The sequence below is a fragment of the Demetria terragena DSM 11295 genome (assembly GCF_000376825.1).
In the GTDB taxonomy this organism is placed as follows: Bacteria; Actinomycetota; Actinomycetes; order Actinomycetales; family Dermatophilaceae; genus Demetria; species Demetria terragena.
This window is the reverse complement of sequence record NZ_AQXW01000004.1, coordinates 2,339,458-2,366,013: the sequence shown is the minus strand read 5'-3', so window position 1 is coordinate 2,366,013 and position 26,556 is coordinate 2,339,458. Positions and strand designations below refer to the sequence as shown.

The 26,556-nt window shown below is 64.7% G+C and carries 21 protein-coding genes and 2 riboswitches; all 21 genes read right to left on the bottom strand.

What is annotated here, in order from left to right; genetic code table 11:
• Positions 1-104 precede the first annotated feature (104 nt).
• The 21 genes from F562_RS0115665 to macS all read right to left on the bottom strand — a co-directional run bounded on the left by F562_RS0115665 (position 105) and on the right by macS (position 26,546).
• Positions 105-1,628: a SulP family inorganic anion transporter gene (locus F562_RS0115665; protein ID WP_018157918.1), complete on the bottom strand. Its 1,524-nt coding sequence runs from the start codon at positions 1,626-1,628 to the stop codon at positions 105-107.
• Between the two features lie 83 nt (positions 1,629-1,711).
• Positions 1,712-2,155: an acyl-CoA thioesterase gene (locus F562_RS0115660; RefSeq protein WP_211206465.1), complete on the bottom strand. Its 444-nt coding sequence runs from the start codon at positions 2,153-2,155 to the stop codon at positions 1,712-1,714.
• Positions 2,156-2,204: 49 nt separating this feature from the next.
• Positions 2,205-3,470, bottom strand: coding sequence for an Nramp family divalent metal transporter (locus tag F562_RS0115655; protein WP_083915578.1), 1,266 nt, complete (start codon positions 3,468-3,470; stop codon positions 2,205-2,207).
• Between the two features lie 2 nt (positions 3,471-3,472).
• Positions 3,473-4,483 (bottom strand): ribonucleotide-diphosphate reductase subunit beta, encoded by a 1,011-nt coding sequence (locus F562_RS0115650; RefSeq protein ID WP_018157915.1) that lies wholly within the window; start codon positions 4,481-4,483, stop codon positions 3,473-3,475.
• Positions 4,480-7,158: a ribonucleoside-diphosphate reductase subunit alpha gene (locus F562_RS19570; protein WP_018157914.1), complete on the bottom strand. Its 2,679-nt coding sequence runs from the start codon at positions 7,156-7,158 to the stop codon at positions 4,480-4,482. Before F562_RS19570 ends, F562_RS0115650 begins: the two co-directional genes overlap by 4 nt.
• 126 nt (positions 7,159-7,284) lie before the next feature.
• Positions 7,285-7,500: riboswitch (cobalamin riboswitch) on the bottom strand.
• Positions 7,501-7,625: 125 nt separating this feature from the next.
• Positions 7,626-8,249, bottom strand: coding sequence for a superoxide dismutase (locus tag F562_RS0115640; RefSeq protein WP_018157913.1), 624 nt, complete (start codon positions 8,247-8,249; stop codon positions 7,626-7,628).
• A gap of 87 nt (positions 8,250-8,336) precedes the next feature.
• Positions 8,337-10,586 (bottom strand): 5-methyltetrahydropteroyltriglutamate--homocysteine S-methyltransferase, encoded by a 2,250-nt coding sequence (gene metE / locus F562_RS0115635; protein WP_018157912.1) that lies wholly within the window; start codon positions 10,584-10,586, stop codon positions 8,337-8,339.
• Between the two features lie 138 nt (positions 10,587-10,724).
• Positions 10,725-10,926, bottom strand: a riboswitch (cobalamin riboswitch).
• 40 nt (positions 10,927-10,966) lie between these two features.
• Entirely contained in the window at positions 10,967-12,526 is a 1,560-nt protein-coding gene (locus F562_RS0115630) for a peptide chain release factor 3 (protein WP_018157911.1), read from the bottom strand.
• A gap of 22 nt (positions 12,527-12,548) precedes the next feature.
• Positions 12,549-13,223 (bottom strand): GntR family transcriptional regulator, encoded by a 675-nt coding sequence (locus tag F562_RS0115625; RefSeq protein WP_018157910.1) that lies wholly within the window; start codon positions 13,221-13,223, stop codon positions 12,549-12,551.
• Between the two features lie 33 nt (positions 13,224-13,256).
• Positions 13,257-14,699 carry an FAD-dependent oxidoreductase gene (locus F562_RS0115620; protein WP_026181325.1) on the bottom strand — a complete coding sequence of 481 codons (1,443 nt, stop codon included), beginning with the start codon at positions 14,697-14,699 and terminating at the stop codon, positions 13,257-13,259.
• Positions 14,692-14,955: a (2Fe-2S)-binding protein gene (locus F562_RS0115615; protein WP_018157908.1), complete on the bottom strand. Its 264-nt coding sequence runs from the start codon at positions 14,953-14,955 to the stop codon at positions 14,692-14,694. Before F562_RS0115615 ends, F562_RS0115620 begins: the two co-directional genes overlap by 8 nt.
• Positions 14,952-16,106 carry an NAD(P)/FAD-dependent oxidoreductase gene (locus F562_RS0115610; RefSeq protein ID WP_018157907.1) on the bottom strand — a complete coding sequence of 385 codons (1,155 nt, stop codon included), beginning with the start codon at positions 16,104-16,106 and terminating at the stop codon, positions 14,952-14,954. Before F562_RS0115610 ends, F562_RS0115615 begins: the two co-directional genes overlap by 4 nt.
• Before the next feature lie 10 nt (positions 16,107-16,116).
• Entirely contained in the window at positions 16,117-17,118 is a 1,002-nt protein-coding gene (locus F562_RS0115605) for a proline racemase family protein (RefSeq protein WP_018157906.1), read from the bottom strand.
• A complete protein-coding gene (locus tag F562_RS0115600; RefSeq protein WP_018157905.1) occupies positions 17,115-18,578 on the bottom strand; it encodes an aldehyde dehydrogenase (NADP(+)) in 1,464 nt (487 codons plus the stop codon). Before F562_RS0115600 ends, F562_RS0115605 begins: the two co-directional genes overlap by 4 nt.
• On the bottom strand, positions 18,575-19,522 hold the full coding sequence (locus F562_RS0115595) for an ornithine cyclodeaminase family protein (protein WP_018157904.1): 948 nt from the start codon (positions 19,520-19,522) through the stop codon (positions 18,575-18,577). The genes F562_RS0115600 and F562_RS0115595 overlap by 4 nt, the downstream gene beginning before the upstream one ends.
• Positions 19,523-19,525: 3 nt before the next feature.
• Entirely contained in the window at positions 19,526-20,428 is a 903-nt protein-coding gene (locus tag F562_RS0115590) for a dihydrodipicolinate synthase family protein (protein ID WP_018157903.1), read from the bottom strand.
• Positions 20,429-20,542: 114 nt separating this feature from the next.
• Positions 20,543-21,571: a hemolysin family protein gene (locus tag F562_RS0115585; RefSeq protein WP_018157902.1), complete on the bottom strand. Its 1,029-nt coding sequence runs from the start codon at positions 21,569-21,571 to the stop codon at positions 20,543-20,545.
• Positions 21,568-22,929 (bottom strand): hemolysin family protein, encoded by a 1,362-nt coding sequence (locus F562_RS0115580; protein WP_018157901.1) that lies wholly within the window; start codon positions 22,927-22,929, stop codon positions 21,568-21,570. Before F562_RS0115580 ends, F562_RS0115585 begins: the two co-directional genes overlap by 4 nt.
• A 116-nt stretch (positions 22,930-23,045) precedes the next feature.
• Entirely contained in the window at positions 23,046-24,671 is a 1,626-nt protein-coding gene (locus F562_RS19565) for a DUF2339 domain-containing protein (RefSeq protein WP_018157900.1), read from the bottom strand.
• Between the two features lie 88 nt (positions 24,672-24,759).
• Positions 24,760-25,413 carry a response regulator gene (locus F562_RS0115570; RefSeq protein WP_018157899.1) on the bottom strand — a complete coding sequence of 218 codons (654 nt, stop codon included), beginning with the start codon at positions 25,411-25,413 and terminating at the stop codon, positions 24,760-24,762.
• Positions 25,410-26,546, bottom strand: a complete 1,137-nt coding sequence (gene macS, locus F562_RS0115565) for a MacS family sensor histidine kinase (RefSeq protein WP_018157898.1) — start codon at positions 26,544-26,546, stop codon at positions 25,410-25,412. The genes F562_RS0115570 and macS overlap by 4 nt, the downstream gene beginning before the upstream one ends.
• Positions 26,547-26,556 lie beyond the last annotated feature (10 nt).

Sequence of the window (26,556 nt, the reverse complement as noted above, 5' to 3'; positions counted from 1 at the left end):
TACACCCGCTGGCCTTGACCGGCATCGGCTGTCGACGATGATCGCGACAGCGCTTGAGTACCTCGCCATGGTCACATGTGTGACCTCGGATCGTTCAGCACGCGTCAGAGGCTGGGTAGGTGACCAGACAGCCGTTCATGCCGACTCGTGCTCGAGTCGTTCATGCCGACGACCTCGACCCGCTTACCTTTGCTCGCATATTTCTGCGTGATCGCATCAAGCGCAGCGACCGCTGAAGCATCCCAGATATGAGAATCGGTCAGGTCGATGATGACCAACTCGGGGTCACCGACGTAGTCGAACTGGCTCACCAGATCATTGCTGGACGCGAAGAACAGTTCACCCCGTACGTGATACGTCCGGCTAGCGCCATCGGCCTGAGCGACCGGGCTGACCTCGGTGAAGTGCGCGACTCGGCGAGCGAAGACCACCATTGCGGCGAGCACCCCCACGATGACGCCGATCGCAAGGTTGCTGGTCAGGACCACCACCCCGACGGTGCTGCCCATCACGATGAGCTCGCTCCACGGCATCCGCTTCAGCGTTGACGGGCGGATGCTGTGCCAGTCGAAGGTGCCGACTGACACCATAATCATCACCGCGACCAGCGCGGCCATCGGAATTTGGCCCACGAGGTCACCGAGACCGACCACGAGGACGAGCAGGAAGACTCCGGCCAAGAACGTGGAGATCCGGGTACGCGCCCCGGACGACTTCACGTTGATCATCGTCTGGCCGATCATGGCGCAGCCGCCCATGCCACCGAAGAAGCCCGTGATGATGTTGGCGCCGCCCTGGCCCCACGCCTCGCGGGTTTTATCCGAGTGAGTGTCCGTGATGTCATCGACCAGCTTCGCCGTCAACAGCGACTCAAGAAGTCCGACGAAGGCGACGCCCAGCGCGTAGGGCGCAATGATCTTGAGCGTGTCCAGCGTGAACGGAACATCCGGGATGAGCAACGCCGGCAGACTTTCGGGCAACTCGCCCTCGTCGCCAACCGTGGGGATGTCCAGGCCAGTGGCCATCGTGTAGGCCGCGAGCGTCACCACCACCACCAGCGGTGCGGGAACCGCCGTCGTGACCCGCGGCAACGCCACCAGCACCACCAGGCCGATGGCAACCAGCACGTAGACCGCTACGGGAACATCGATGAGATGCGGGATCTGTGCCATGAAGATCAGGATCGCCAACGAGTTAACAAAGCCGACCATGACCGAGCGCGGGATAAACCGCATCAATCTGGCCACACCGAGCAACGCGAGAACAACCTGCACCACGCCGGCGAGGATGACGGTCGCGATCAGGTAGTCGAGACCGTGGTCCTTGACGATCGGTGCCACGACAAGCGCGACAGCACCGGTTGCGGCCGAGATCATCGCTGGACGCCCACCGAGGAAGGCGATCGAGACCGCCATGGTGAACGAGGCAAACAGCCCCACTCGGGGGTCGACCCCGGCAAGGATCGAGAACGAGATCGCCTCGGGGATCAGCGCGAGCGCCACCACCAAGCCGCCGAGGATTTCGATCCTTAGTCGCTTCGGCGAGCGGAGCGCCGCACGTACGGAGGTGGTTTCAGCTTCGTGGGCGAATCGCACCTGGTCTGGTGCGGCATTCGTGGGGTAGGTCACTCAAGCTCCGTGGGATTGCCTGGAAAATAGCCACGGGCAATCTACGCCCACTGACCGACATCAGCCGCGAGTGTCCAGGCGCCTCACGCGTTGCGCGATTCTTTGATGGCGGCGCGTCTGGCGAGGCGGTGCGTACGCCGAATCTCGGCCTCCCGCAGGCGTCGCCGATCCTCGTCGCTGACGGGGTTCAGCGACGGCACTGTCCGGGGAACCCCCTCCTGATCCACCGCGACCATGACCAGATAAGCCGTGGCCACATGGATCGGCTCGCTCAACTGGTCCCACCGGGTGGTTTCCACCCGGGCGCCCACTTCGACCGAGGTCCGCCCAGCCCAGTTCACCTGCGCGTTCACTGTCAGGACGTCACCGACCCGGACTGGCGCCAAGAACAACATCTCGTCCATCGACGCCGTGACGGCGGGGCCACCGGAGTACCGCGCCGCGACCGTCCCTGCCGCATCGTCGACCAGTTTCATCACGTTGCCGCCGTGCACCGTCCCCATCAGGTTGGTGTCACTGGCACTCATGATGTAGGCGAGCGTGAGCCGAGTTCCGCTCGGAGTAGCAGTCGATTCATCAACCACGTCCGGTCACCACCAATCCGACAAGCACCAAGTCGATCACGACGACGATGGCGACGATGGCGACAGCAACTGCCGTGAGCGCCCGATGATTACGCCAGGGTCCCATGAGCTTCGCGTCGCACGTCGCCCGCAGCAACGGGATCAGCGCGAACGGTAGACCGAGCGCGAGCGCGACCTGTGAGAGCACCAGGACGGTGACGGGTTCCAGGCCCGAGGCCAAAAGGACGAGCGCGGGGACGAGGGTGACCGCGCGACGCACCAGCGGCGACACTTGCCGGTGCAAAAGCCCCGCCATGATGGCGGCGCCGGCGTGCGTACCCACCGCTGTCGACGACACGCCCGACACCAGAAGCGCGACCAAGAACGCCGTGCCAGCGCCGTCGCCCACCCGCTCGGTGAGTGCGGCCGCGGCGGCGCCGAAGGAGTCGTCGGGGACGCCACGCAATGCCGTGGCACCAAGCACCAGCATCGAGACGTTGATACCTCCGGCGAGAATCATCGCGGTGCCGACATCCATCCGCGTCCACCGGAGGCGCTGCATCAGGTGACCCCGATCAACGGGCCGCTCAGCCGTCAAAGACGAGTGCAGGTAGACCGCGTGCGGCATCACCGTCGCGCCCACAATGCCCGCTGCAAGGAGGACGGTTTCGGCGCCGCCCAGCGCGGGGACCAGGCCGCCCGCCAGGTCATCCAGCCCGGGTGGGCTGGTGAGCACACCGACCACAAATCCCGCTCCGATGACGAAGAGCGACACCAGACACATCGACTCCAGGAACCGGCGACCAAGCCGGTCCCGGGCCGCCAGAAGCAGCATGCCGATCGCGCCCGCGATCAGGCCCGCGGGAACGAGCGGCATCCCAAAGAGCAGGTGCATCGCGAGCGCCGCGCCTATGATCTCGGCGATGTCAGTCGCGATGGCGACCGCTTCGGCCTGCATCCAATAGGCAATCCGGGCTCGCCGAGACACTCGCCCGGCGACATACGCCGGGAGCGACTTCCCTGTCACCAGACCGAGTTTTGCGGAGAGGTATTGCACCGGGCCCGCCATCAAGGTCGCCAAGACCACGACCCACAGCAAGAGAAAGCCGTACGTCGCCCCAGCCGCGGTGTTCGTCGCGATGTTTCCCGGGTCGACGTAGGCAACCGCCGCCACAAAAGCTGGGCCGATAGCAAGCAGCCCTCGAGAACGACGCGCCTCGGGTTCACCTCGGCCGGGCGGGGCAATCGTCGCCCGCCCGGCCGGGGTGGATGAACTCATGACTATGAGCCGGCCTTGGCATCCACCTCGTAGGAGGTGTTGATGGCCTCGAAGAAGTTCACCAACTGCAAGGTGTCATTGGCCGTGGCCATCCACTTCGCGGGGTTGCTGACGTTGAACTCCGGCTCGAATCCCAGTTCCTCAAGCCGACGGTCGGCGAGGTACTTCACATAGGTGTTGATGTAGTCCGCGTTCAACCCCAGGATGCCGTTGGGCAGCAGGTCGTGGTTGTAACGCTCTTCCATCACCACCCCGTCCAAGATCATCTGGCGAATCTCGGCCGCAAACTCCTCGGTCTGCAGGTCCGGGTTCTCTTCGAGCACCGTCAGGATGAGGTTCATCCCAAACTTCAGGTGCAGAGACTCATCGCGCACGATCCAGTCAATCAACGAACCGAAGTTACGAAGGAGGTTCCGCTGGCGGAACGACAACGCGACCATGAACCCGCTGTAGAACCAGATCCCTTCCAGAATCACGTTGTACGCCACCAGGTTTCGGACAAAGTCCTGCTTGCCTTCGGTGGTGTTGATGTCGAGGGTCTGCTCCGACATCCGCTGGATGAAGCGGACCTCGAACTCTTCCTTGGCCGCCATCGACGGCACGGTGACGTGCGCGTCATACGCCTCGGCGCGGTTGATCGGGAAGGTCTCCAGGACATATTCGAACGCGACGCAGTGGTTGGCTTCCTCCCACATCTGCTTCGCGAGGTACAGGTGTGCCTCGGGTGCGTTGATGTAGGGGTAGACCCCGAACGCAAGCGCCTTGTTGACGAGCAACTCATTGGGGTTGAAGTAGCTCATCAGGAAGGTGACGGCATGGCGCTCCTCGTCGGTCATACGCTCGAAGTCGGCCAGGTCCTCACCCAACTGAACCTCGTGCGGGAACCATGTGTTGGCGACCGCCTGGTTGTAGAGCTCGTAGGCCCAGTCGTACCGAATCGGCTTGAGCAGCAAGCCTTCGCTAATCCCGGTTCCCAGAATCTGGGTGTTGTGCGTGGCAGATACGGCGGTCACTGGCAGGCCTCGCAATTCAAGAGTTCTTGTGGATCAGTGGGGCAGACCAGGACGTCGTCGTCCTGGACGACCTCGACCTCCTGGCGGACGGGCTGGGTCTCGGCAACGGGCGTTGGTGCCGGAGCCGTTGGCTGCTGCACCACAGGCGCAGGTGCAACGGGCTGCTCGATCACCGGGGCCGCTGGTGCGACCGGCTCGGCCACCACTGGCGCCGACGGTGCCTCCACGACCGGTGCCTCCACGGGCGGAGCCGGAACAGCAGCAACTGCTGGCGCGGCGACGGCGGGAACCTCGGCCCGCTTGCGCGCGAATCCGAAGCCACCCCCGGAGCGGCCAGAGCTCTTGGACTTGTTGACCGCCACCGTCGACTGCTCGGCGGTGTGCCGCGGCTTCATGTGCAGGTAGTAGGTCGTCTTCACACCCTTGCGCCACGCCTCGCTGTAGATCCGGGTCATCTCACCGATGTCGCGGGTCTCCAGGTAGAGGTTGCGGCTAATGGCCTGGTCGATCCACTTCTGCGCCCGCGCCGCGACCTCAAGGTAGGCATCCGCTGGCTGCTGGAAGGAGGTCCGGTAGACCTCGAGCAGGTCCGCGGGGATGTCGGGCACGTTGGAGAGGTCACCCTGCGACTGCAGCAGCTCCCCGCGTACGGACTCCCACAGGCCACGCTCCTGCAGCGCCTTCACCAGGTTGCGGTTGACCTCAAGGAACTTGCCCGACGAGGTCGCACGGCTGAAGAGCTGGGAGAACTGCGGGTCCAGACCCGGGGTCGTACCAGCCACCAGACCGATGGAGGCGGTCGGCGCGATTGCCATGAGCGTGGCGTTGCGAACACCGTGAGAAACCTTCTCCCGCAACACATCCCAGTCCATCCGGGTCGTGCGGTCGACATTGACCGGAACGCCGCGGCGCTGCTCCTGGATGGCGATCGTGTCGAACGGCACCATGCCGCGGGACCAGCCAGAACCCTCGAAGTTCGGGTACGCACCGCGCACCTGAGCCAGGTCTGCGGACTCATCGATCGCGTGCCAGCTGACGAACTCGACCAGTTGGTCGATGAGTTCGTACGCCTGCTCGCTGGCGTAGGGCAGGCCCAACCGCTCGCAGACATCGGTGAAGCCCATGACTCCCAGGCCGATGGCACGGTTCTGCTCGTTGGAGTGCTCCGACTGCGGCACCGACGAGCGGGTGATGTCGATGAGGTTGTCGAGCTGGCGCACTGCAAGGCGGGCACTCTCAGCCAGCCGGTCCCAATCCCATTCGCCGTCCACAAGGTGGCGCGACAGGTTGATCGAGGCCAGGTTGCAGACGGCCGTATTGTCGCGGTCCTGCGGCAGCGTGATCTCGGTGCACAGGTTGGACAGGTGGATCGTGCCGGTGTTGTTGTTGAGCGCGCGGAGGTTGATCGAGTCCTTCCACGTCAGCCAGGGGTGCGAGGTGGTCTGCAGCGACACCAGGATGGCCGTCATCTGCTCGCGAGCGCGGATCTTCTTGAACTTGCGCATCTTGCCGGCCTCGGCGAGTGCCACATACTCGGCGTAACGCGCAGAGAACTCATCGCCGACGAGCTCGACCAGGTCGGGAGTTTCCAGCGGGTCGAAGAGATACCAGGCGTCGTCGCTGTCGACGCGCTTCATGAACTCGTCAGAGATCCAGACCGCGGTGTTGGCGGTACGCGTCCGCCGGTAGGGATCGCCGGCGTTCTGCCGCAGGTCGAGGAACTGCGGGAAGTCCAGGTGCCAGTTCTCCATGTAGAAACACAAGGCGCCGAACTTCTTGCCCCCGCGGGAGACCGCACGCAGGATCGAGTCGATTGTGTGCATGAACGGGATTGGACCCGTAGAGCTGGTGTTGTTGCTCCGGATCGGCGAACCCTCAGAGCGCAGCTTGGTGACCGAAAGACCAATGCCGCCAGTGCCTTTTGTCAGCCACATGACATCGCGCATCGACGTCGCGATGTGCTCGATGTCGTCGTCCATCTGCATGACAAAGCAGTTCGAGAGCTGGGGCGAGATGGTGCCCGCGTTGACGAGGGTTGAACCGGCAGCAAGGTAGTCGAGGCTGGACATCTTGCGGTAGAAGCGGACGGCGGCCTGCGTGGGCTCTTTCTCGTTGACCGAGAGGCCCATCGCGACGCGCATCCAGAAGTAGGCGGGCACCTCAAGCGGTCGTCCGGCTGGGCCGGTAGCCATGTAGCGGTTCCGCAGGGTGATGATGCCGATGTAGCGCAGCGCCTCGTCGTGGTGATGGTTGAGCTCAGCGGCCAACTCTTCGAGGTTGAATGCCGACGCGAGGCGCGGATCAAACAGTCCGTCTTCCACGGCTTCGCGGATGTATCCCGGGAAGCGGGCCTGGTGCAGCAGGGCTAGTTCGGTGTGAGTCTCGAAGTCGCCGAGCACCTTCTTGTAAATCGTCTTGAGGAGCAGCCGGGAGGCGATGACGTCGAAGTCCGGGTCGTCCTTGACGTTCTGGACGGCAACCTGGATCGCGGCCTCGTCCAACTGTTCGGTGGTGATGCCGTCGAAGAGCGTGATCTCCAACTCTGAGGCGACCTGCATCGTCATCGACATCTGGTCCGGAAGACCGACGGCAGCCTTCTCGATAGCGCGGTTAATACGGTCGGCGTTATACGGCTCGCGCGAGCCATCGCGCTTGGTGACGTGGATTGAGGCCATCCGGGTCGTCCTTCCCTCGAGGTACTTCGGGCCCACGGGCCAGGCAAGGACGGCAGACGGAGAAGCCACGGCAGCAACTGCTCCGCCCATCGACCGTCCCGCGCGGCCCACAGACACACCACCCCGGCGGGGCGGTGCTTGCTGGCAGGTCTTCGGACTCGTGGGCGCGAGCGTTGCGCTCACCTACTAGCCGCCTCTTCCCGGGCATCAAACCCAGTGATCACATGACGACGGTCGTTCCCACTTACCGCTGCGGGGCAGTCCTGGACTTACACCAGGTTCCCTCTTACGACAACCCCAGATCGGAAGATATGGGGTTGAACCAGCAACTCGGACACCATATGTCGTGATCGCATCGGCGCGCAACCTCGGCGCTCCGGTAACTCGTGGGCAGCGATCATCTCGCGGCGGACAGCCAAACGTGGGGTGCGCAGATCAGTCTGCGCACCCCACGTTTGGGTCGTGATTTACGGGGTGATGAGGCCCGAGGTGGCTTCCCGCGCACGGGTAAACCGCTCGATGACATCGGCCCAGTTGACGATGTTCCACCACGCCTTGACGTAGTCCGGCTTGACGTTGCGGTACTGCAGGTAGAACGCGTGCTCCCACATGTCGAGCATCAACAGCGGGGTCAGTCCGACCGGCAGGTTCCCCTGGTGGTCATAGAGCTGACAGATCAGCAACTTCTGACCAATAGAGTCCCAAGCCAGAATCGACCAGCCGGAGCCCTGGATACCCAGCGCGCTTGCCGTGAAGTGAGCGCGGAAAGCATCGAACGACCCAAACTGGTCGTCGATCGCCTGCTGCAATTCACCGTCGGGCTTGTCGCCGCCGTCCGGAGACATGTTCGGCCAGAAGACCGAGTGGTTCACGTGACCGGCCAGGTTGAACGCAAGGTTCTTTTCCAGCAGGTTGACCTTCGTCAACTCGTCCTTGTCACGCATCTCCGCCATCTGCTCAAGGGCGGTGTTGGCGCCCTTGACGTAGGTGTCGTGATGCTTGGAGTGGTGCAACTCCATGATCTCGCCGCTGATGTGCGGCGCGAGCGCACCGTAGTCGTAGGGAAGTTCGGGCAGTGTGTAGTCAGCCATTCGTCACCTCTCGTCGTAATGCGAGCATGTCGCTCTTCAACCCTATGTGCCCGCACGCGGCCACGGCCATGGGGCCGCACGAGCAGTTCAAGACGACGGGCGTACCTGCCGGGTCGCCTCGACCAGGTGGCGCAGCGACTCGGCGACTTCCGCGTTGCCCCGCGTCTTGAGACCGCAGTCCGGATTGACCCACAACCGCTCGGCAGGTACGGCCGCCAAGGCCGCGCGCAGCGACGTCGCGATCTCCTCGACGCTAGGCACCCGCGGTGAGTGGATGTCATAGACGCCCGGGCCCACGCCGAGGTCGTAGCCGATCGCATTGAGGTCATCGAGCACCTCCATGCGGGAGCGCGCCGCTTCCAGGGATGTGACATCGGCATCGAGGGCCGCGATCGACTCGATGACCTCACCGAACTCGGAATAGCACAGGTGAGTGTGCACCTGCACCGCGTCCGAGACGCCGCTCGTGGCTAGCCGGAAGGCGTTCACCGCCCACTCCAGGTAGGCAGGTTGGTCGGCTTTGCGCAGCGGCATGAGCTCGCGCAGGGCCGGCTCGTCGACCTGGACGATGGCCGCCCCACCGGATTCCAGGTCGATCGTTTCCGCACGGATCGCGAGAGCGACCTGGTCTGCGCTGGTCGCGAGAGGCTGATCATCGCGCACAAAGGACCACGCCAGGATCGTTACCGGCCCGGTGAGCATTCCCTTGACCGGCTTGGCAGTTCGCGACTGGGCGTAGCCGATCCAATCGACGGTCATGGGCTTGGGGCGGGCCACGTCGCCGAACAGGATCGGGGGGCGTACGCACCGGGTGCCGTAGGACTGCACCCACCCATTGGTGGTGGCGGCGAACCCGTCGAGCAGCTCGGCGAAGTACTGCACCATGTCGTTGCGCTCCGGCTCACCGTGCACCAAGACGTCCAGGCCGAGTTGCTCCTGGAGGTCGATCACTGCGTCGATCTCCGCCCTCATGCGGCGCGCATACTCGGCCTCGTCAATGCGCCCCTTCCGCAAATCACCCCGCGCCAAGCGGATCTCCGCGGTCTGCGGGTAGGACCCGATCGTGGTTGTCGGCAACGGCGGAAGGTTCAGTCGCTCGGCCTGCAACTCTCGGCGTTCCTGGGCTGGTCGCCGCGTACGCGCCGACGTATCCACGTCGGCCAGTTGTGCGCGGACGTCTTCCCGCTGGAGCCGCGGGTCCTCTCGACGCCCCTGAATCGCGTCGCGAGACGCTTGGAACTGCGCACTCACTGATGCCGAATCCTGCAGTGCTGCAGCCAAAGTCGTGACCTCTGCCGTCTTCTCAGCGCCAAAGGCAAGCCAGGAACGCAGCGCGTCGTCGAGGCCGTCTTCTCCTTCGAGGGAGTACGGCACGTGCAGGAGCGAGCACGAGGTCGACACCGCGACCGTGTCTGCCGCCTCGACGATCGACGACAGGGTCGCGAGGGACGCATCCAGATCGTTCCTCCAGATGTTTCGACCATCCACGACTCCGGCCACAATCTGCTTGCCCCGCAGCGCTTCCCGCGCGGGCGCTTCGCCGGCGACCAAGTCCACTGCCAGTCCGTCGACCGCCGCGACTGCCGAGGCGGCACCGCCCAGCGAGCCGAAGTAGGTCGCGAGCAGAATCGCCGGACGACTCGTCGACCTGGCAAGCGCGTCATAGGTCGCTCGCACTACCTGCAGTTCATCGTCGTCAAGGTCGGTGACCAAACTCGGCTCGTCGATTTGCACCCAGTCGACGCCAACGTCTGCAAGTTGCTGCAGTAGGTCGATATAAAGCGGCACGAGCTCCGAAGTCCTTGCAAGCAAAGCGGATTCACCGCCGACCGGCTTCGCCAACTTCAGGAAGGTGACCGGGCCGATCAGTACGGGCCTCGCCGCCGCACCGATCTCACGCGCCTCGGCCACCTCGGCGAGCACCTTCTCCGGGTGCAAAGAGAATGCCGTGTCAGGCCCGATCTCAGGAACGATGTAGTGATAGTTGGTGTCGAACCACTTGGTCATCTCCAGCGGCGCGAGTGCATCATTGCCACGGGCCGCCGCGAAGTACTGATCAAGTGGTTGGCCGGACTCCGTGTAGCGCGACGGAAGCGCGCCGAGCATGACGGCCGTGTCGAGCATTTGGTCGTAATAACTGAAGGTGTTGACCGGGATTGAATCGAGTCCCGCGTCGATCAGTGTGCGTACCTGCGCGGTACGCAATCGTCGTGCCTCCGAGTCCAGGTCTGCGGCGCTCATGCGCCCAGCCCAGTACGACTCGATGGCCTTCTTCAGTTCGCGACGGGGGCCGATGCGCGGCAAACCAAGAACGGTCGCGGTAATGGGGGTTGTCACGAGAGTGTTCTCCCTTGTGCAGTCGAGACGGCTACCGCCCGAGGAGCACAACACCCAATCCACCGACACGACCACAGCGGTCGACACAGTCGAAGAGGTCCGCACGCCCAATCCACGAGGCGGAAACCGCCGGGTACGGCGTACCCGGCACATCTGGCAGGTCTTCGGACTCGCGGGCACACGACCGAAGCCGCTCCTACTCGCCGTCGCTTCCCAGGAAAACCCAGTGCATTACACGGCATTCGTTCCCACTCACCGCTGCGGGACAGTCCCGGATTCTCACCGGGTTCCCTCTCATCACCCACGTGGATGACTCGACACCACTGACGCCTCAGCGTCAGCCATGAACCAGCTGCACTCGTGAGTCTAGAGCCGCGCGGTCAGTCGGTCAGGACGAGTCCAAGATCGGGATGGGCTCGGGTGATCGCCTGCGCACGCCATTTGTCAGAGAAGAGCGCCAACAAGGTGCCGTCGGACCGGTGCAACACCTCGGCGTTGCGTTCCCGGTTCACCACAGGGGCTTGTTCAGTGGTCACTTCGCGGGCTAGCGAGTAGGGCAGGGTCTCCAGGTCGATGACGGTCCGGAACTCGTGCTCCATCCGTGCCTTGACCACGTCGAACTGCATCGGTCCGACGGCGGCAAGAACCGGCGCCTGGTTTCCTCGCAGATCTGAGCGCAACACCTGGATCGCGCCCTCGTGGTCGAGTTGCTCGATACCGCTGCGGAACTGCTTGAATCGGCCGGTATCGCGCGCCCGGGCCACGGCGAAATGTTCCGGGTTGAACCGCACGATGCGCGGGTACTCCACGACGGGCGTCGCGCTGATGGTGTCGCCTACAGCCAACTCCGATGAGTTCACGAGTCCAATGATGTCGCCCGGAACCGCCTGCTCGACGGTCGAGCGCTCGCGTCCGAAGACGACGGTCGCGTGCTTGGTCGTCAGCGGCCGTCCGGTCGGGACGTGGGTGACGGTCATCCCGCGCTCGAACATCCCGGATTGCACGCGCGCGAAGGCCAGGCGGTCGCGGTGAGCCGGGTCCATACCGGCCTGCACCTTGAAGACCATCGCGCTGAACGGTTCGTCGAGGCCGCGCAGATCGCCAGACACCGTGACGGCTGGAGCCGGGCCGGGCGCAAGCTCGACCAAGGTGTCGAGCAAGTGGGAGACGCCAAAGTTGAGAAGGGCCGAGGCAAAGAGCACCGGGGTGGATTCGCCGGCGAGGAAGCGCTGTTGGTCGTGGGTGGCCTCGACTGCTTCGAGGAGACCGGCCTCGTCGTGGGCGGTTGTCCACTCGTCAGGGACGAGGTCCTGCGCCTCAGCGGCGGTACGCCGTTGCTGCTGTGCCTTGGTCGCGCCGCCCGGTGTCTTTTCGTACTGCACGAAGTCGCCGGACGAGCGCTCCAACACCCCTCGGAACTCACCCGCGATACCGACCGGCCAGGTGAGCGGGGTGGGCTGGACGTTGATGTCCCGCTCGATCTCGTCCATCAGTTCCAGGGGCTCCATGCCCGGGCGGTCCCACTTATTGATCACGGTGATGATGGGGATGCCGCGCTGCGCACAAACGCGGAAGAGTTTGAGGGTCTGCTCCTCTAGGCCCTTGGCGGCGTCGACCAGCATGATCGCGCAGTCGACCGCAGAGAGCACCCGGTAGGTGTCTTCGGAGAAATCTGCGTGGCCCGGGGTATCGACCAGGTTGAGCACGTGATCGCGGTAGGTGAACTGCAGCGCAGTGGAACTGACGGAGATTCCGCGCGCCTTCTCCATATCCATCCAGTCCGACACGGTGGCTCGGCGGCCACGCTTTCCGTGGACGGCTCCTGCCTCATCCAAGGCATCGGCGTGCAACGCAAGCGCCTCGGTGAGGGTCGATTTACCGGCGTCCGGGTGACTAATGACGGCGAACGTGCGGCGAGGTAGGGAGATAGAGGTATTCATCACGAAAGGCCCATGTTACGGGCTACTGATCGTGGTCAGGATGCGCCCATCGCCCACGGGTCTGGCGGATGTGGTCGCGCATCAACGATTCGACTCGCTCGGCGTCGCGCGCCTCGACCGCGTCCAGGATGGCGTGGTGCTCCTGTGCCGAGTCGACCAGCTCGCCGCGTTCCAGCAATGAAGCCAGCCCGAACAGTCGAGTTTGCCCGCGGAGTTCGGCGATGAGCGCGGTCACTCGTGGGTTGCCCGTGTAGGCAAGGAGTTTCAGATGGAACTGTCGGTCGCTCTCGGTGTAGGCGACAAGGTCCCCCGCTTCGGCACCATCAACGATCAACTGTGCCGCGGCGCGTAGCACGGGGAAGTCAGACTCTGGGACGTGCGCGGTCACTTGGCCCGCCAGCGGCGGTTCAATGAGCATGCGCAGTTCGGTCACGTGATCGAGATCCTCATCCTTGATCTCGGTCACGCGGTAGCCCTTGTTGGGGACCGTCTCTACGAGGTTCTCGCGAACCAGGTCAAGCATCGCCTCGCGGACCGGCGTTGCCGACACCCCAAACCGCGATCCCAGCGCTGGCGCCGAATAGATCTCACCGGGCTCAAGTTCGCCCGACACAATGGCAGCACGCAGCGCGCGCGACACCTGGTCGCGCAGGCTCACTTTTTCGAACCGCTGGGGGCTGCTGAGCTGACTCACCACGGACCATTCGTTGTCGGCCTGGACGCCACGATCCTAGGACGCTGGCGGAGGCTCACCATGCTCCGACGCCAAGTGGGTCAAGGACACTGGCGCTGCGAGGGTGCGTTTTGCCGTTGCGGCCAGGTCGGCGTGCGCCAGCGGACGGCCCTTTCCCGTAGCCAGTTTCGCGGTTGCGAAGCCACAGATTCGGCCCTGGCACCAGCCCATTCCGGGCCGAGCGAGCAACTTCACCGTCCGCGCGTCGCTCGCCCCGAGCAGGTCGCGGACGTGCTCAACATCGCCAATCTGCACCTCTTCACACCGACACAGCACCGTGTCCTCGCGCAGCCAACTCCGCCAGCCTTCGGGGATCGGGTGCGCCCGGTGCATAGCGGCAGCAAATGCGCGATGGCGACTGATCGCCGACTGCGTCCGGACGGCGTCCCGGATGTCGATGTCGTGACCGGTGTCTCTGGCGACCGCCAAACCAGCGAGCCGACCCTCAGCTTGTGCGAGCACCGAGCCTCCGACGCCGGTTGCCTCGCCCGCGGCGTAGACGCCGGCCACATCAGTTCGCTGCCAGGCATCCACGGCGACGACCAAGGACTCATCAATATCGACCCGGGTGGACGCTCCGACTGCGGTGATCAGTTCGAGCGACGGCGTAAATCCCCAACCAAAAGCCACCACGTCAGCCGCAATCTCCCGAGTCGGAGCATCTGCGCGCAGCTCGCCATGTCGGTCAAGGCGCGACAGGCGTACACCCGCAACCTCAGAGTCCCCAAACACTTCGGACACGACCGTACGTGTCTGATATCGGATGCGCTGTCTCGCCAGTTGAAGGGCGTAGCCCAGGGCTTCAATTCCTTTGGAGGGCACCGATAGTGCGCCACGAGGGTTCCTCGCCCAACGCGCTGGGCTCCCGGCCTCACAGAGCGCGACGACCTCGGCGCCCGCCGCAGCGAGCCCAGTGGCAACAGGGAGCAGGAATGGTCCCGTCCCAGCAATCACCGCGCGCTTCCCGGCCAGGGTGCGATGGCCCTTCAGCAGTGCCTGAACCCCTCCTGCGCTCATGACACCAGGAAGATCCCAACCAGGCACCGGGAGTTGGCGGTCGTAGCCACCCGGGCACAGCACCAGGTGGGGCGCCGCCACCGATCCGGGCCCGGCCGCTGTGCCGGTGGGAGCGCTCAGGTGCAGGCGGTAGCCGGATTCACACGGCTCCACGAACCACACGTCGTGGCCGGGCAGGTACGCGAGCCGACCATCGGCCTCAACGCGCAGCAGTCGGGCGCGCAGGCGGGTAAATCGCGACCAGCCGTGTTGTCCGGCCGCGGCGTCGTCTCCAGCGTTGCGCCAAAACTGCCCACCTGGATAGCGGGCGGCATCGATGAGAGCAACGGCGAGGCCGTGTTCGGCAGCGGTCACTGCCGCTTCGAGACCTGCTGGCCCGGCGCCCACCACCAGCACGTCAAAGGTCAACGTCGGCCTAGCCACGAGGGAGCCCTTCGGTGCTCAGCACCATGCCATCTTCAGCAGTCACCAGACAGGCGCGTTGGTTGGGCCGGCCGTCCACGGTGATCAGGCAGTCGAAACAGACACCAATGCCACAGAACAATCCGCGGGGCCGACCCCCGTTGCGCGTGGTCCGCCACGAGCGAACGCCCTGTTCGGTCAAAACCGATCCGATGCTTTGCCCCGCGCGCCCCGTGAGCTCACTTCCGTTGAGGGTCAAGGTGATCCGATCATTCACGATGCGGTCTTCCAAGAGAACCGTTCCGGAGCAAAAGGCGCCAAGGGCATCTCCACCGACGACCCCACGATGGACTGCACCAGCAACGCAGCGGTGCCGACCGACAGCCCAATGCCCGCGCCCTCGTGCCCCGCCGCATGCCAAAGACCCGGCGCACGCGGATCGGGTCCGATCACGGGGAGATGGTCTGGGCAGTACGGCCGGAAACCCAGATAACTACGCATCACGGCGACCTCTGCCAGGCCTGGGAACAACGCCAGCGCATTACCTGCGATCTCCCGAAGCGCTGGGAGTGAGGGGGCTCGGTCAAAGCCGACCCGCTCCCGTGACGAGCCGATGAGGATCGTCCCCGACTTAGTGCCTTCAACGACGGTTGAGGTCTGCAGGCCCTCGTCCGAACTCTGCGTGCTCGCAACGTATTCGCCGGAATAGACCTTGTGAAAGACAGTCGGCGGAAGGGGCTCAGTCACGAGGATAAAACCGCGCCGAGGCAGAACCGGCACCCGGACCTGTGCCATGGCGGCGATCTCGCCTGCCCAGGTGCCTGCGGCGTTCACCACTAGACCCGCAGCAATGTCACCGCGCTCAGTCTGAACGCCCACGACCCGCTCCCCCGCACGGATAATCCCGGTGACCTCAGTCTGGGTGCGTACGCGCGCACCGCCTTCGCGCGCCAGCCGCAACAGGTGCGCAGCGAGCAGCATGGGCTGCACCTGACAGTCCTGGGGATAGAACGCGGCACCGGCCATCCCCTCCACGAGATGCGGCTCGTAGTCGTGGATTTCGTCGGCCGCCACGTCCTGCACCATCACTCCAGCGCGCCGCTGCCGGTTGGCCAACTGGGCCAAGCCCGCCGCACCTGCTGCGCTTGAACTCACCACGAGACCACCCTTGGCCTCGAACTCCCAAAGGTGGGCGTACTCGGCCAGATCGGTATTCCAGACATGATGGCTGTAGAGCGCGAGGTCGAGTTCGGGCCCTGCCTCTTTGTCAGAGACCAACAGATTGCCTTCGCAAGCACTCGAGGTTCCGCTGACGATCGAGCCCCGCTCAAGCACCTCCACGCTCAAACCCGCGCGCGTGGCGTACCAGGCGACGGCTGCTCCCACAGCCCCAGCGCCAATTACCACCACGTCCGCCGCGCCGTTCATCCTGATTCGCTCACAGGTCAAAACCGTGGGGAAATGGATCAGTGGGGTCGAGCATGTATTGGGCAGTCCCGGTCACCCAGGCCCGCCCCGTAATCAGGGGAATGACGGCGGGACGTCCACCGACCGTGGTTTCCTCGACCAACCGCCCGACGAATTGGCTTCCGATGAACGATTCGTTGATGAAGTCGGCCCCGAGGCCAAGCTCGCCGCGAGCATGGAGTTGCGCCATCCGCGCGCTCGTGCCCGTCCCGCAGGGCGACCGGTCAAACCATCCAGGGTGGATCGCCATGGCATGGCGCGAGTGCTGCGCTGTTGATCCGGGTGCCTTGAGGTAGACGTGACGACATCCAGCAATGTCGGACTGGACCGGGTGCTGTGGCCGATCGTGCTCGTTGATGGCGCCCATGATCGCCAATCCGGCGTCCAACAGGCGCTGCTTTGCTGATCGCTCGAACGGTAGTCCAAGGTCCGCCAGGTCGACCACGGCATAGAAGTTGCCGCCGAACGCCATGTCGTAACGCACGTCGCCAAGGCCAGGCACCATGACCACCCGATCCAGTCCCACGACAAACGAGGCCACGTTGCGAAGGGTCACTGACTCGGCGTGGCCGTCTTTGACAGTGACCGCGGCTTCGACCAGACCGGCGGGGGTATCCAACCGGATCGTCGTCACCGGTTCGACGACCGGAACCATGCCGGTTTCGACGAGCACAGTGGCCGTGCCAATGGTGCCGTGTCCACACATCGGCAGGAGGCCACTGACTTCAATGAAGAGCACTCCGAAGTCCGCATCCGGCCGAGTTGGCGGCTGCAGGATGGACCCGCTCATCGACGCGTGGCCGCGCGGCTCACGCATGAGAAACAGTCGCAAGTCATCCCGATTTTCGATGAACCACGCACGACGCTCGGCCATCGTGTCCCCCGGAAAGGTCTCGACCCCTCCGGTGACAACGCGCATCGGCATTCCTTCGGTGTGGGAATCGACCGCGTGGATGACCCGGGTGGTCCTCACTGGGGGTCACCTCCAAGCCGCCCGTCGACAGTCCGCGGGGTTGCGGCCGTGGAATGATCGCGCAGTTCCTCAGGCAGCAGATGCTCAGGAAAGCCCTGCCACGCAACCGGCCGGGTAAACCGGGTGATGGCGGCGGTACCCACCGAACTCGTGCCCGCTGCGGTGCTAGCCGGGTATGGTCCGCCGTGCTGCTGCGCGTAGGTCACCGAGACGCCGGTCGGCCATTGGTTCCACAACACGCGACCAGCCTTGCGTGCCAACGTAGTTGCGAGTTCAGGCACAAGGTCGTCGTCGTCTTCACCCATGATGGTGGCGGTGAGTTGACCCTCCAATGCATCCGCGATGGCCAAGGCTTCCTGGTCGTCGCGGTAGGTCACCACAAGGGCAGTCGGCCCAAAGCACTCGACCGCAACCTCATCAACCTTGTTGATGAAGTTCTCACCGGTCGTCTGCAAGAGCAACGGCGCGGTCGAATCGCTCGCGGCCTCCGCGTGCTCCGCCACGACGTCGACACCATCAATGTCCTTCAGCTGCGTGCGTACTCGTTCGTGACCACTCGCAATACGCTCATTGAGCATCGGCGCGGCGTCCGGGAAGCTTGCGGCGCGAATAAGTTCGACCATTTTGGACTCGGCAGGGACCGCGAAAATGCCTGGCTTCGTGCAGAATTGGCCGGCACCCATCGTGAATGACCCCACGAAACCCTCGACGATTTCGTCCGCGCGCTTCGCGGCTGCGCCACGTGTCACGACGACAGGGTTAGTGCTGCCGAGTTCACCAAAGAACGGGATCGGCTCTGGGCGGGACTGTGCAATATCGAACAAGGCTCGACCCGCCGGAATCGAGCCCGTGAACGCACCGGCCTTGACGTCAGGGTGCGTCAGCAACGCGCGTCCGTCTTCTTCGGAGTGCACCATGCCGAACAGTCCGTCCGGCGCGCCTGCCTGCTGCAGTGCCGCGGTCACGATCTCGGCCGTGGCGTCCGAGAGTTCGGGGTGTCCACCATGTGCCTTGACCAGCACCGGGCATCCGGCTGCCAGCGCGGCGGCTGTGTCGCCGCCCGCAACGCTGAACGCAAAGGGAAAGTTGGAGGCCGCAAAGACGACCACCGGCCCGAGCGGAATCGCGGTACGCCGCAAGTCAGGTCGCGGGGCGCCCATCGGCCAGTCCGGGTCGGGGCGATCGACTCGAACGTCGAGATAGCCGCCATCAGCTACCGCGCTTCCCAACAGACGGATCTGGAAGGTCGTCCGCTTGAGTTCCCCTTGGAGCCGAGCAAGCGGAAGATGGCTTTCCTTCTCAGCGAGCGGGATCAGTTGATCCGCGGCCGCGTCGAGAGCATCCGCGACCGAGTCGAGCACGCGCGCCCGGTCGGCGCGCGACGCACCGGCCCAGGCGTTTGCGGCGGTCGCAGCCGTCGCAACCAGCTGATCGACGGAAGCCTGCTGTCCGTTATTCATCCCTGACTCCTGTTCCAAAGGTCGGTGGCGATGACGAGGTCTTCCCAGGCCATCCCGACACCAGAAAAAACCGCTGGCTTTCCAGCGTGGCGGGTGAAGGACCCGTTCACCAAGTCCGCCAGCGTTCCGATGGTGTGGTCTTCCCATTCTTGAGCCGGACGCGCCTGCAGCAGGTCGCCCGACTCCCGCATGGCCGACGCCCGCGCTTCCACGGCGACATCGGCGCGTCGCACTAGGTCGGCGGGAAGCTCGGCTTTGTCTGCACCGTGCGACCCAACAGCCGCCACGATCGTGTTGTCAGAGATCAATGCGCCGTCCAATACCGGTGTTGCTGAAGAGGTTACGCAGATCACCACCGCAGCGTGACGTACGTCTTCTGCCGTGCCTGCTCGCGTCTGCACTCCGTCCGCGGAGAAAGATTCAACGAATGCTTCAGCAGACCCGTCGCGCCGTCCGACCACCACTGCATCGACTGGCCCGACCACATCCGCCAGCATGCTCAAGTGACGCGCGGCCTGGGGTCCCGTGCCGAAAATGACGACAGGAAGTGGTCCCTCGGAGCGCTGTGGTCCTGCCGCCAGCAACTGGCGTACCGCCAAAACGGTCACTGCAGGGGTTCGCATAAGGGTGAGCTCGATGCCATCGAGCATCGCGACCGGCTCCAGGTCGGCGCTGCGGATCAGTGTGTAGTGACCCTGAATCTTCGGCTTGCCGTTCGCGGGATTTCCGGGCGCGATGGTGATCAGTTTGACGCCGGACCACTCCTGCCCGCCCGTTGGCATGAAGAGGAACTCGCCGCCAGGCGCCGGAGAGAACAGCCGCGCGCTGTCCTGCTCCGGATCGACCCGACCGTCCTCTAACGCGTGGTGCAGGAAGTCGACGGCATCGGCATCGGTCGCGAGAGCAGCAATGTCGTCACGGGTGAGAAAGGGAAGCTGCGCCATGGACTAGTTGTAGCCCTTGGACAGTGCAATCTTGGTGTCGACGGTCACTCGCTCGGCGATGTCGCTCGGGAGCGCCCGGCGCGGCGGTCGGCACGCCCCACCTGGACGACCAGCGATGTCCATTGAGAGCTTGATCGCCTGGACGAACTCGGTCTTGGAGTCCCATCGCAACAGGGAGTGCAGGTCGCGGTACAGCTCGAGGGCACGGTCGAGATTTGCCGAATCCCCTGACGTCGCAAGGTCATAGAGCTCCTTGGTCGAGTTCGGCAGGGCGTTCGGGTAGCCAGCGATCCATCCGACTGCGCCCGCTAGACCAAGCTCCAACAGCACGTCATCGCTCCCCACGAGCAGATCAAGGTCAGGCGCCAGTTCACGGATCTCGTACGCGCGCCGTACGTCTCCAGTGAACTCCTTGATGGCCACGATGAGACCCTCGCCGTGCAACTCCGCGAGTAGGTCAGGAGTCAGATCAACCTTGGTGTCGATCGGGTTGTTGTAGGCCACGATGGGCAGTCCGACAGCAGCCGCCGCGCGATAGTGCTCCAGAACCGTCTCGCGGTCGGCTCGGAAAGTGTTCGGCGGCAGCAGGAGCACGGAGTGCGCTCCGGCACTGGCCGCTTGCTCGATCCAGCGGCAGGTCTCTTGTGACCCGTACGCAGCCACGCCCGGCATGAGGCCGAAGCCTTCGAGAGACGCCTGAGCCGCGACCTCGACAACCTTCGCACGCTCCGCATCGGTCAAAGTCTGGTACTCACCGAGTGACCCGTTGGGGGTCACACCGTCCATGCCGTTTTCAGCGAGCCAACGCACATGCTCACCCCAGGCGTCGTAGTCAACGGAGAGGTCGTCGTGGAAGGGCAGGGCAGTGGCGACGTGGATGCCGCGCCACGGAGTGGGCTGGGTCATGGCTTTATGTTATGTGACATTGCACTGATGTCAAGGGCGATGCCCCGACGTTTCGGTCAGACCATCCGTGAGCACATGCGCACTGATGGTCTGACCGAAGTCGGTTGCGGGCGCTTAAGCGTCGATCAGGTCGGACTCGTCGTCGAACCGACCGACGACGCGCTCCAACACATCCTCCAGGGACGCGAGACCAATCATCATCGATCCGGACGTCACCAGCGCCAGGTGCGCGCGCCGTGCCCGCATGGTCTCCAATGCGTCAATCAACGGCTCCGCCGCTGGAATCGACACGATCTCGTGCATCTGTTCGCGCACGCTCGAGGTCGCAGGAGCGATCAACAGTTGACGTACGTGCACCAGACCCACAGCGTCCTCACCGTCGAGCACGACGAGTCGCGAACGACCCGTAGACCGGCTCATCTCGCACGCTTCATCCATGGTCGCATCGACCTGGACGCCGACGATTTCCCGCCAGGGACGCGTGACATCCGCGAGCGTCTCCTGCTCTAGTCGAAGCGCCCCGCTGAGCATGCGGTGCTCATGGTCCGGCAGAACGCCGTGTTCATGGGACTGAGCCAGCAGCATCTGAAGTTCCTGTGGCCCATGCGCGTCAGCCACCGTGTCCACCGGGTCGACCTTGGCCAACCGCACTAACGCATTTGCCACCGCGTTCAGGCCGGTGAGCGCCCAGCGGACCGACCGCGTAAAAGCCCGGAACGGCAACGCGAGCAAGGTGGCGCTGCGCTCAGGGTGAGAGATCGCCCAGGACTTCGGCGCCATTTCGCCCACCACCATGTGCAGAAAGACCACGACGGCCACAGACAAGGCAAACGCGATGCCCGTGGCGAAGGCATCGGGCAGGCCGGTCAACTTGAGGACCGGCGACAGCAGTTCTTTGACTGCCGGCTTCGCCAGTGCACCGAGGCCGAGCGTGCACAAGGTGATCCCGAGTTGGGCACCGGCCAGCATGAGCGTGAGTTCGCGTGAGGCATCGAGCGCCGCACGCGCCGCGCGCCCACCCGACTCGGCGGCATCCTGCAGGCGGTGCTTCTTGCTCGCGATCACCGCGAACTCCGCGGCCACAAAGAACGCATTGAGAATGAGCAGGACCAGCGAAAGGCTCAGTGCGACACCAATACTCATCGCGAAACCTCCTCTTCGCTCGGCGCGACAGCTCCGGTGTCAACCAAGCGCACCGTCTCTGGCACGTGGCGGCTCACCGCCTCGACGATCAAGCGAGCGCCCCGGCTCTGCGTCTCCTCGCCGTCATGGTGGGTCCAACTGACCTCGACGACGTCACCGACCTCGGCCGTACGGCCCAGCTCGGACAGGACCAGTCCGCTGAGGGTGTCGTAGTCATCGGATTCAGTCAGGGAAATTCCGGTCTGGTCTTCGATCTCATCCAGGCGCTTACGGGCGGGCACGCTCCAACCGTCATCACTGGGGACTTCGTTGACCTCCGGCGCGTCGCCCTCGTCTTCAATCTCGCCCACGACCTCTTCCAAGATGTCTTCCAGACTGAGCACGCCCGCGAGGCCACCGTATTCATCCACGACGACCGCGAGCTGGCGATGCGCTGCCCGCAATTGCTCAAGTGCGCCCGGGAGCGGGACGGTGTCGGGCAGTCGCAGCGGCTCGTCCATCACGTCGGACACCCGACGGCTGCTGCGCTCCGCTGGCGGAACGTCAAGGACCTCGTGCGTGCCGACCAAACCGACGACGTCATCCACCGATTCGCCGACAACGGGGAACCGGGAGTGGCCGGTGCCCAGGCGCTCGACGACCTCAGCGACCGTCGCAGTCTCCGGAATGGTCTCGACGTCGACGCGGGGGGTCATCGCCTCGCCCGCGGTTAATTCCGAGAAGGCCAAGCCCCGGTCAAGCAACTGGCTCAGGTCGGCGTCCAGGAGTCCGCCAGCCTCGGACTCATCAATGATGTGCTGCAGGTCCTCGGCGGAGGCGCCGTGCGCAAGTTCTTCGACGGGCTCGATGCCGACTGAGCGCAACAATTTGGTGCTCGCACCATCGAAGAGCTTGATCAGCGGGCCGGCAATCGCAAGGTAGGCCAGCGTGGACCGCGAGAGCCAACGGGCCAGTGCGACCGGCCGGGCGATTGCGTAATTCTTGGGGGCGAGTTCGCCCACGACCATTTGAATCGCGGTACTGAATACCAGCGCAAAGATCACCGAGATTGAAAGGGAGGCCGCCGACGATAGCGGGGTAACTCCCACCAAAAGCTCGGCGAGGCCCTGACCGAGGTAGGGCTCGGAGACATATCCGACGAGCAAGGCGGTGACGGTGATCCCGAGTTGGGCGCCGGATAGAGCGAAGGACAAACGCGAGGTGACGCGGAGCGCGCGCTCGGCGGGTTTGTCTCCCTCTTCGGCCAGACGCTTCAGTTTGCCGCGGTCAACGGCGACGTACGCGAACTCCTGTGCCACGAAGTATGCGGTGGCAAGTGTCAGGAGGACGATGCTGGCCAGACCGATCGTGATGTTCATCGGCTGACCCAGCTGGTGAGCCGGGCGCTACCCGGCAGGGGACTACATTCGTCGTCAGGGTCATTCGAAAGCATGCCCCTAGAGTACGAGATTCCCGGCCCACCAACGTTCACGGACTAGACCGCTGGCTTCATTCCGCGCTCAGCGAAGGTCCGCGCATAACGGGTGCCGGCGGCCAGCAACAGCAGACCAACGACCAAGAACGCAGCCGCACGGCCGAGTCCGCCCGTTGATGCCAGGTCGAAAAGAAACAGCTTGGCCAGCGCTGCCGCAACCAATCCGAGTCCGGCGGTCAACGCGACCCGAGCGTGGTCTGGGCGGCGCAGTCCGAAGGCAAGCAGCGCCACCGCAACCACCATGGCGGTAGCCGTGGACAGGAACTGGCCGAGCGGGAAGCCCGCACTGACTCCGAGGGCTTGCACACTCGCAGCAACGAATCCGGCGGTCATGAAGTACAGGCCAACCATGAGGTCGCCGACCAGGAACCCGGGCCGCGCATCGCGCACCACAGCACTCGACCGGGCCGCCGAGACACCCGCCACCGCGGCTGCAAGCACACCGACCCAGGCGGAGACTGCCGCGCCAGCCGACAGTCCGGCCGCGAGGTCCGCCCTGACGAACTCACCCAGCGGAACATCATTCATCAGATAGAGGCCACCGACCAACAGCATCGCCTGACCCGCGATCTGAGTCGCGGCCGAGGGACGAACCAGATCGATCGCACACAACACGATCGACAGGCCCAAGAGCGGTAGCGCCGTCTGGTAGCTGACCGTCAGAAGGGCTACACAGATCAGCATGCTGAACGCGCTCAGGACGCCGAGCGTGACGACATGGACGCGATCAAGGTCACGAACCAAGAGCACTGGAGCGATCAGGATCGCTGCGATGAGTGCATACCAACTGACGGCGGGCCAGGTCTCCAGCATCGCGCCGACCCCGAACGCTGGCAACGACGTGATCGCCATCGCGATGAGGGGCAATGGGTTCGCGTGCTGGCGCATGCTCACGAGTCCAGAGACGAGTCCGACCATGAGGATGCTGAGGCAGGTCAGGAAATCAATGACTGACGGTGTGGTGCTGGTCATCGTCGGTTCGAGACCGAAGGCGGCGACCGCAGCCACGACGACGGGGGTGGTACGCACCAGCGCCAACGCTTCCCAGCCACGCAGGATCTCCGGAATCGCGCCGACCACGGCGAACACGAGCAAGAACGCCACCAACGTGGAGTTCAACTCGCGGGTGAGGAACGGCGCCAAGAGCGCGCCGGACCCGATCACCAGGACGGCCAGGCTTTGCGCATTCCAGCGCATCGCGCACAAGGCGCCGCCGACAGTGGCACCAAAAGCGAGCACCAGGCCGACGAGCGGCGGCACCCACTCGTAGAACGTCGTGATCGCAAGGATCTCCAGGAAGATTCCCGCGAAGCCGGTGGCTTGCAGGGCGACTCCCCCGATACGTCCACCCGGACGGTCCATGACGCGCCACCCGGCGCCGATCAGCGCGGCGGACAACACCCCGCCGCCGGCGACCCGAACGTGCGGGCCGAGCAGGCCGTGCTGAGCGGCGACGACGAGCAGCATGACGACGCCGATGAGGGTCACGCCGACGCCAGCAAGGACCAAGAGTCGGCTGATCACCCCATCGCGCTGCCACCAGGGCTGTTGGGGCGCCTCCGGTGGCGCCGGTGAGTCGGTCTCCCACCCAGGGGGCGCGAACGGATCGGTGACTTGAGTATTCATGGAATGAGCCTCGCCGCCCGGACGGCTCACGACATGAGTAGTTCCACGCGTCCTGCGTGGGGACTTCCGCGCGGGTACTGACGGGTGCTTAGTCGAGGCCCTTTTCGATCGCGTACCGCGCCAGTTCGACCCGGTTAGCCAACTGCAACTTGCGCAAGGTCGACTGCACGTGGTTCTCCACGGTGCGATGGGACACCGACAGCCTGGTGCCGATCTGGCGGGAGGTCAGCCCTTTGGCAACCAACCGCAGGACCTCCGTTTCACGATCGGTGATCGTGGGGACCGGCGCGCCATCGGTAGCGGGCTCAGCAGACATCCGGCGATATTCGCCCAGCACCAGCCCGGCCAGCCCCGGCGTGAAGACGGGCTGGCCCTGGGCGGTGGCTTGGACGGCATCGACGAGCTCAGCCGCCGAGGCGGACTTCACGAGATAGCCGCTCGCTCCTGCCTTCACCGCCTCGAGCACATCTTCCCGCTCGGACGACGCCGACAGCACCAGCACGTGGCTGTGCGCCGAGACGCCGAGCACCGCGGCTGTCGCCTGAGCACCATTGCCGTCCAGCAACGTCATATCCATCAGCACCACGATCGGCTGTGTGGCCGCCGCCCGGTCGCCGGCCGTACGCACACCATCGGCAGTCGCCACGACGTCGAAGCCGGCCGCGGTCAGGTCGCGGCTGACCCCATCACGCCACATGGGGTGATCGTCGACAACCATGACGGTGATCGGGTGGTCAGTCACGACTTCTCCTCCGGTTGGTCGCGTCGCACGGCCAGTTCCCATTCGACACCTTCGCCCGGGGACGTGGTGAGCCGGGCTTCGCCACCGATATCGGTCATCCTGCCTCTGATCGACTGCGCGATGCCCATCCGTCCTTCGGTTTCGGCCGCGCGCACCCGCCCGGCTTCGATTCCCCGTCCGTCGTCACGCACGGTCACGACCACCTCATCGGGCAGATCCTCGACCAGCACGAAGACGTCCGCCTCATCGCCTGCGTGCTGGAGTGCATTGGTCACCGCGGCGCGAGCAGCACCCACCAACGGCTCGCCCGTAGGTGCGGGCAGTAGAACCGGGTCCGCCGGTGCCGACACTCGCACGCCCAACGCTTCCAGATCGTGCAATCCGGCGACCACTTCAACGTGCTCACCGGGTGCCGCGGTCGGTCGTCGCCCGGCAAGAAGGGTCCGCAGAGCGCGTTCCTGCTCCCCCGCCAGCAGCGCGAGGTCACGCAACTCGCCTTCTGCGCTCGCCCCACGACGTCGCATCAGCGCGAGGACTTGGAGTACCCCGTCATGCACCTCGCGTCCGAGGCGTTCCCGCTCGGCGGTAGCGGCGCGCAGGCGTACGGCCTCGGCAAGTTGATTCTGAGCCCTCCGGGCCGAGGATGCGGCGATTCCGAGGGCTCCACCGACCGCCAGGAGCACTGGCAATGCCGCGTCCAGCCACAGGTTGCTGAGTTCGCCAGAGACGATCATGGCCGTCGTGCTCACCAACGCCCCGCTGGCCATCCCCCACCACGGCCCGCCCCAAAGCCCCGCTGATACCACCGCATTGGCTGCCCAGAGCGTTGTCGGCAACGTTTGGTGATGGTTCCACCAGGACGGGTCAGCGACCGCGTACGAGGAGAGCATCAGGGCGGTGACCATAATCTGGTCGAGCACCACCAGGCGGCCGCGAGCGATCTTGAGCGTGAAACCGACGATGGCCACACCGGACCACAGCAACAACAGCCCGGTGAGGGACCAGGCGAGACCAGGCCGCTCGTAATCCTGGTCGGAGGACACCTGAATCGCGATGACGTAGATCAACGATGCGGCGCGGAACGCCTGCGCGGCCCGCCATAGCGGGCTCGTGGCCTCACGCTCGCTTTGCATGCGAGGCATC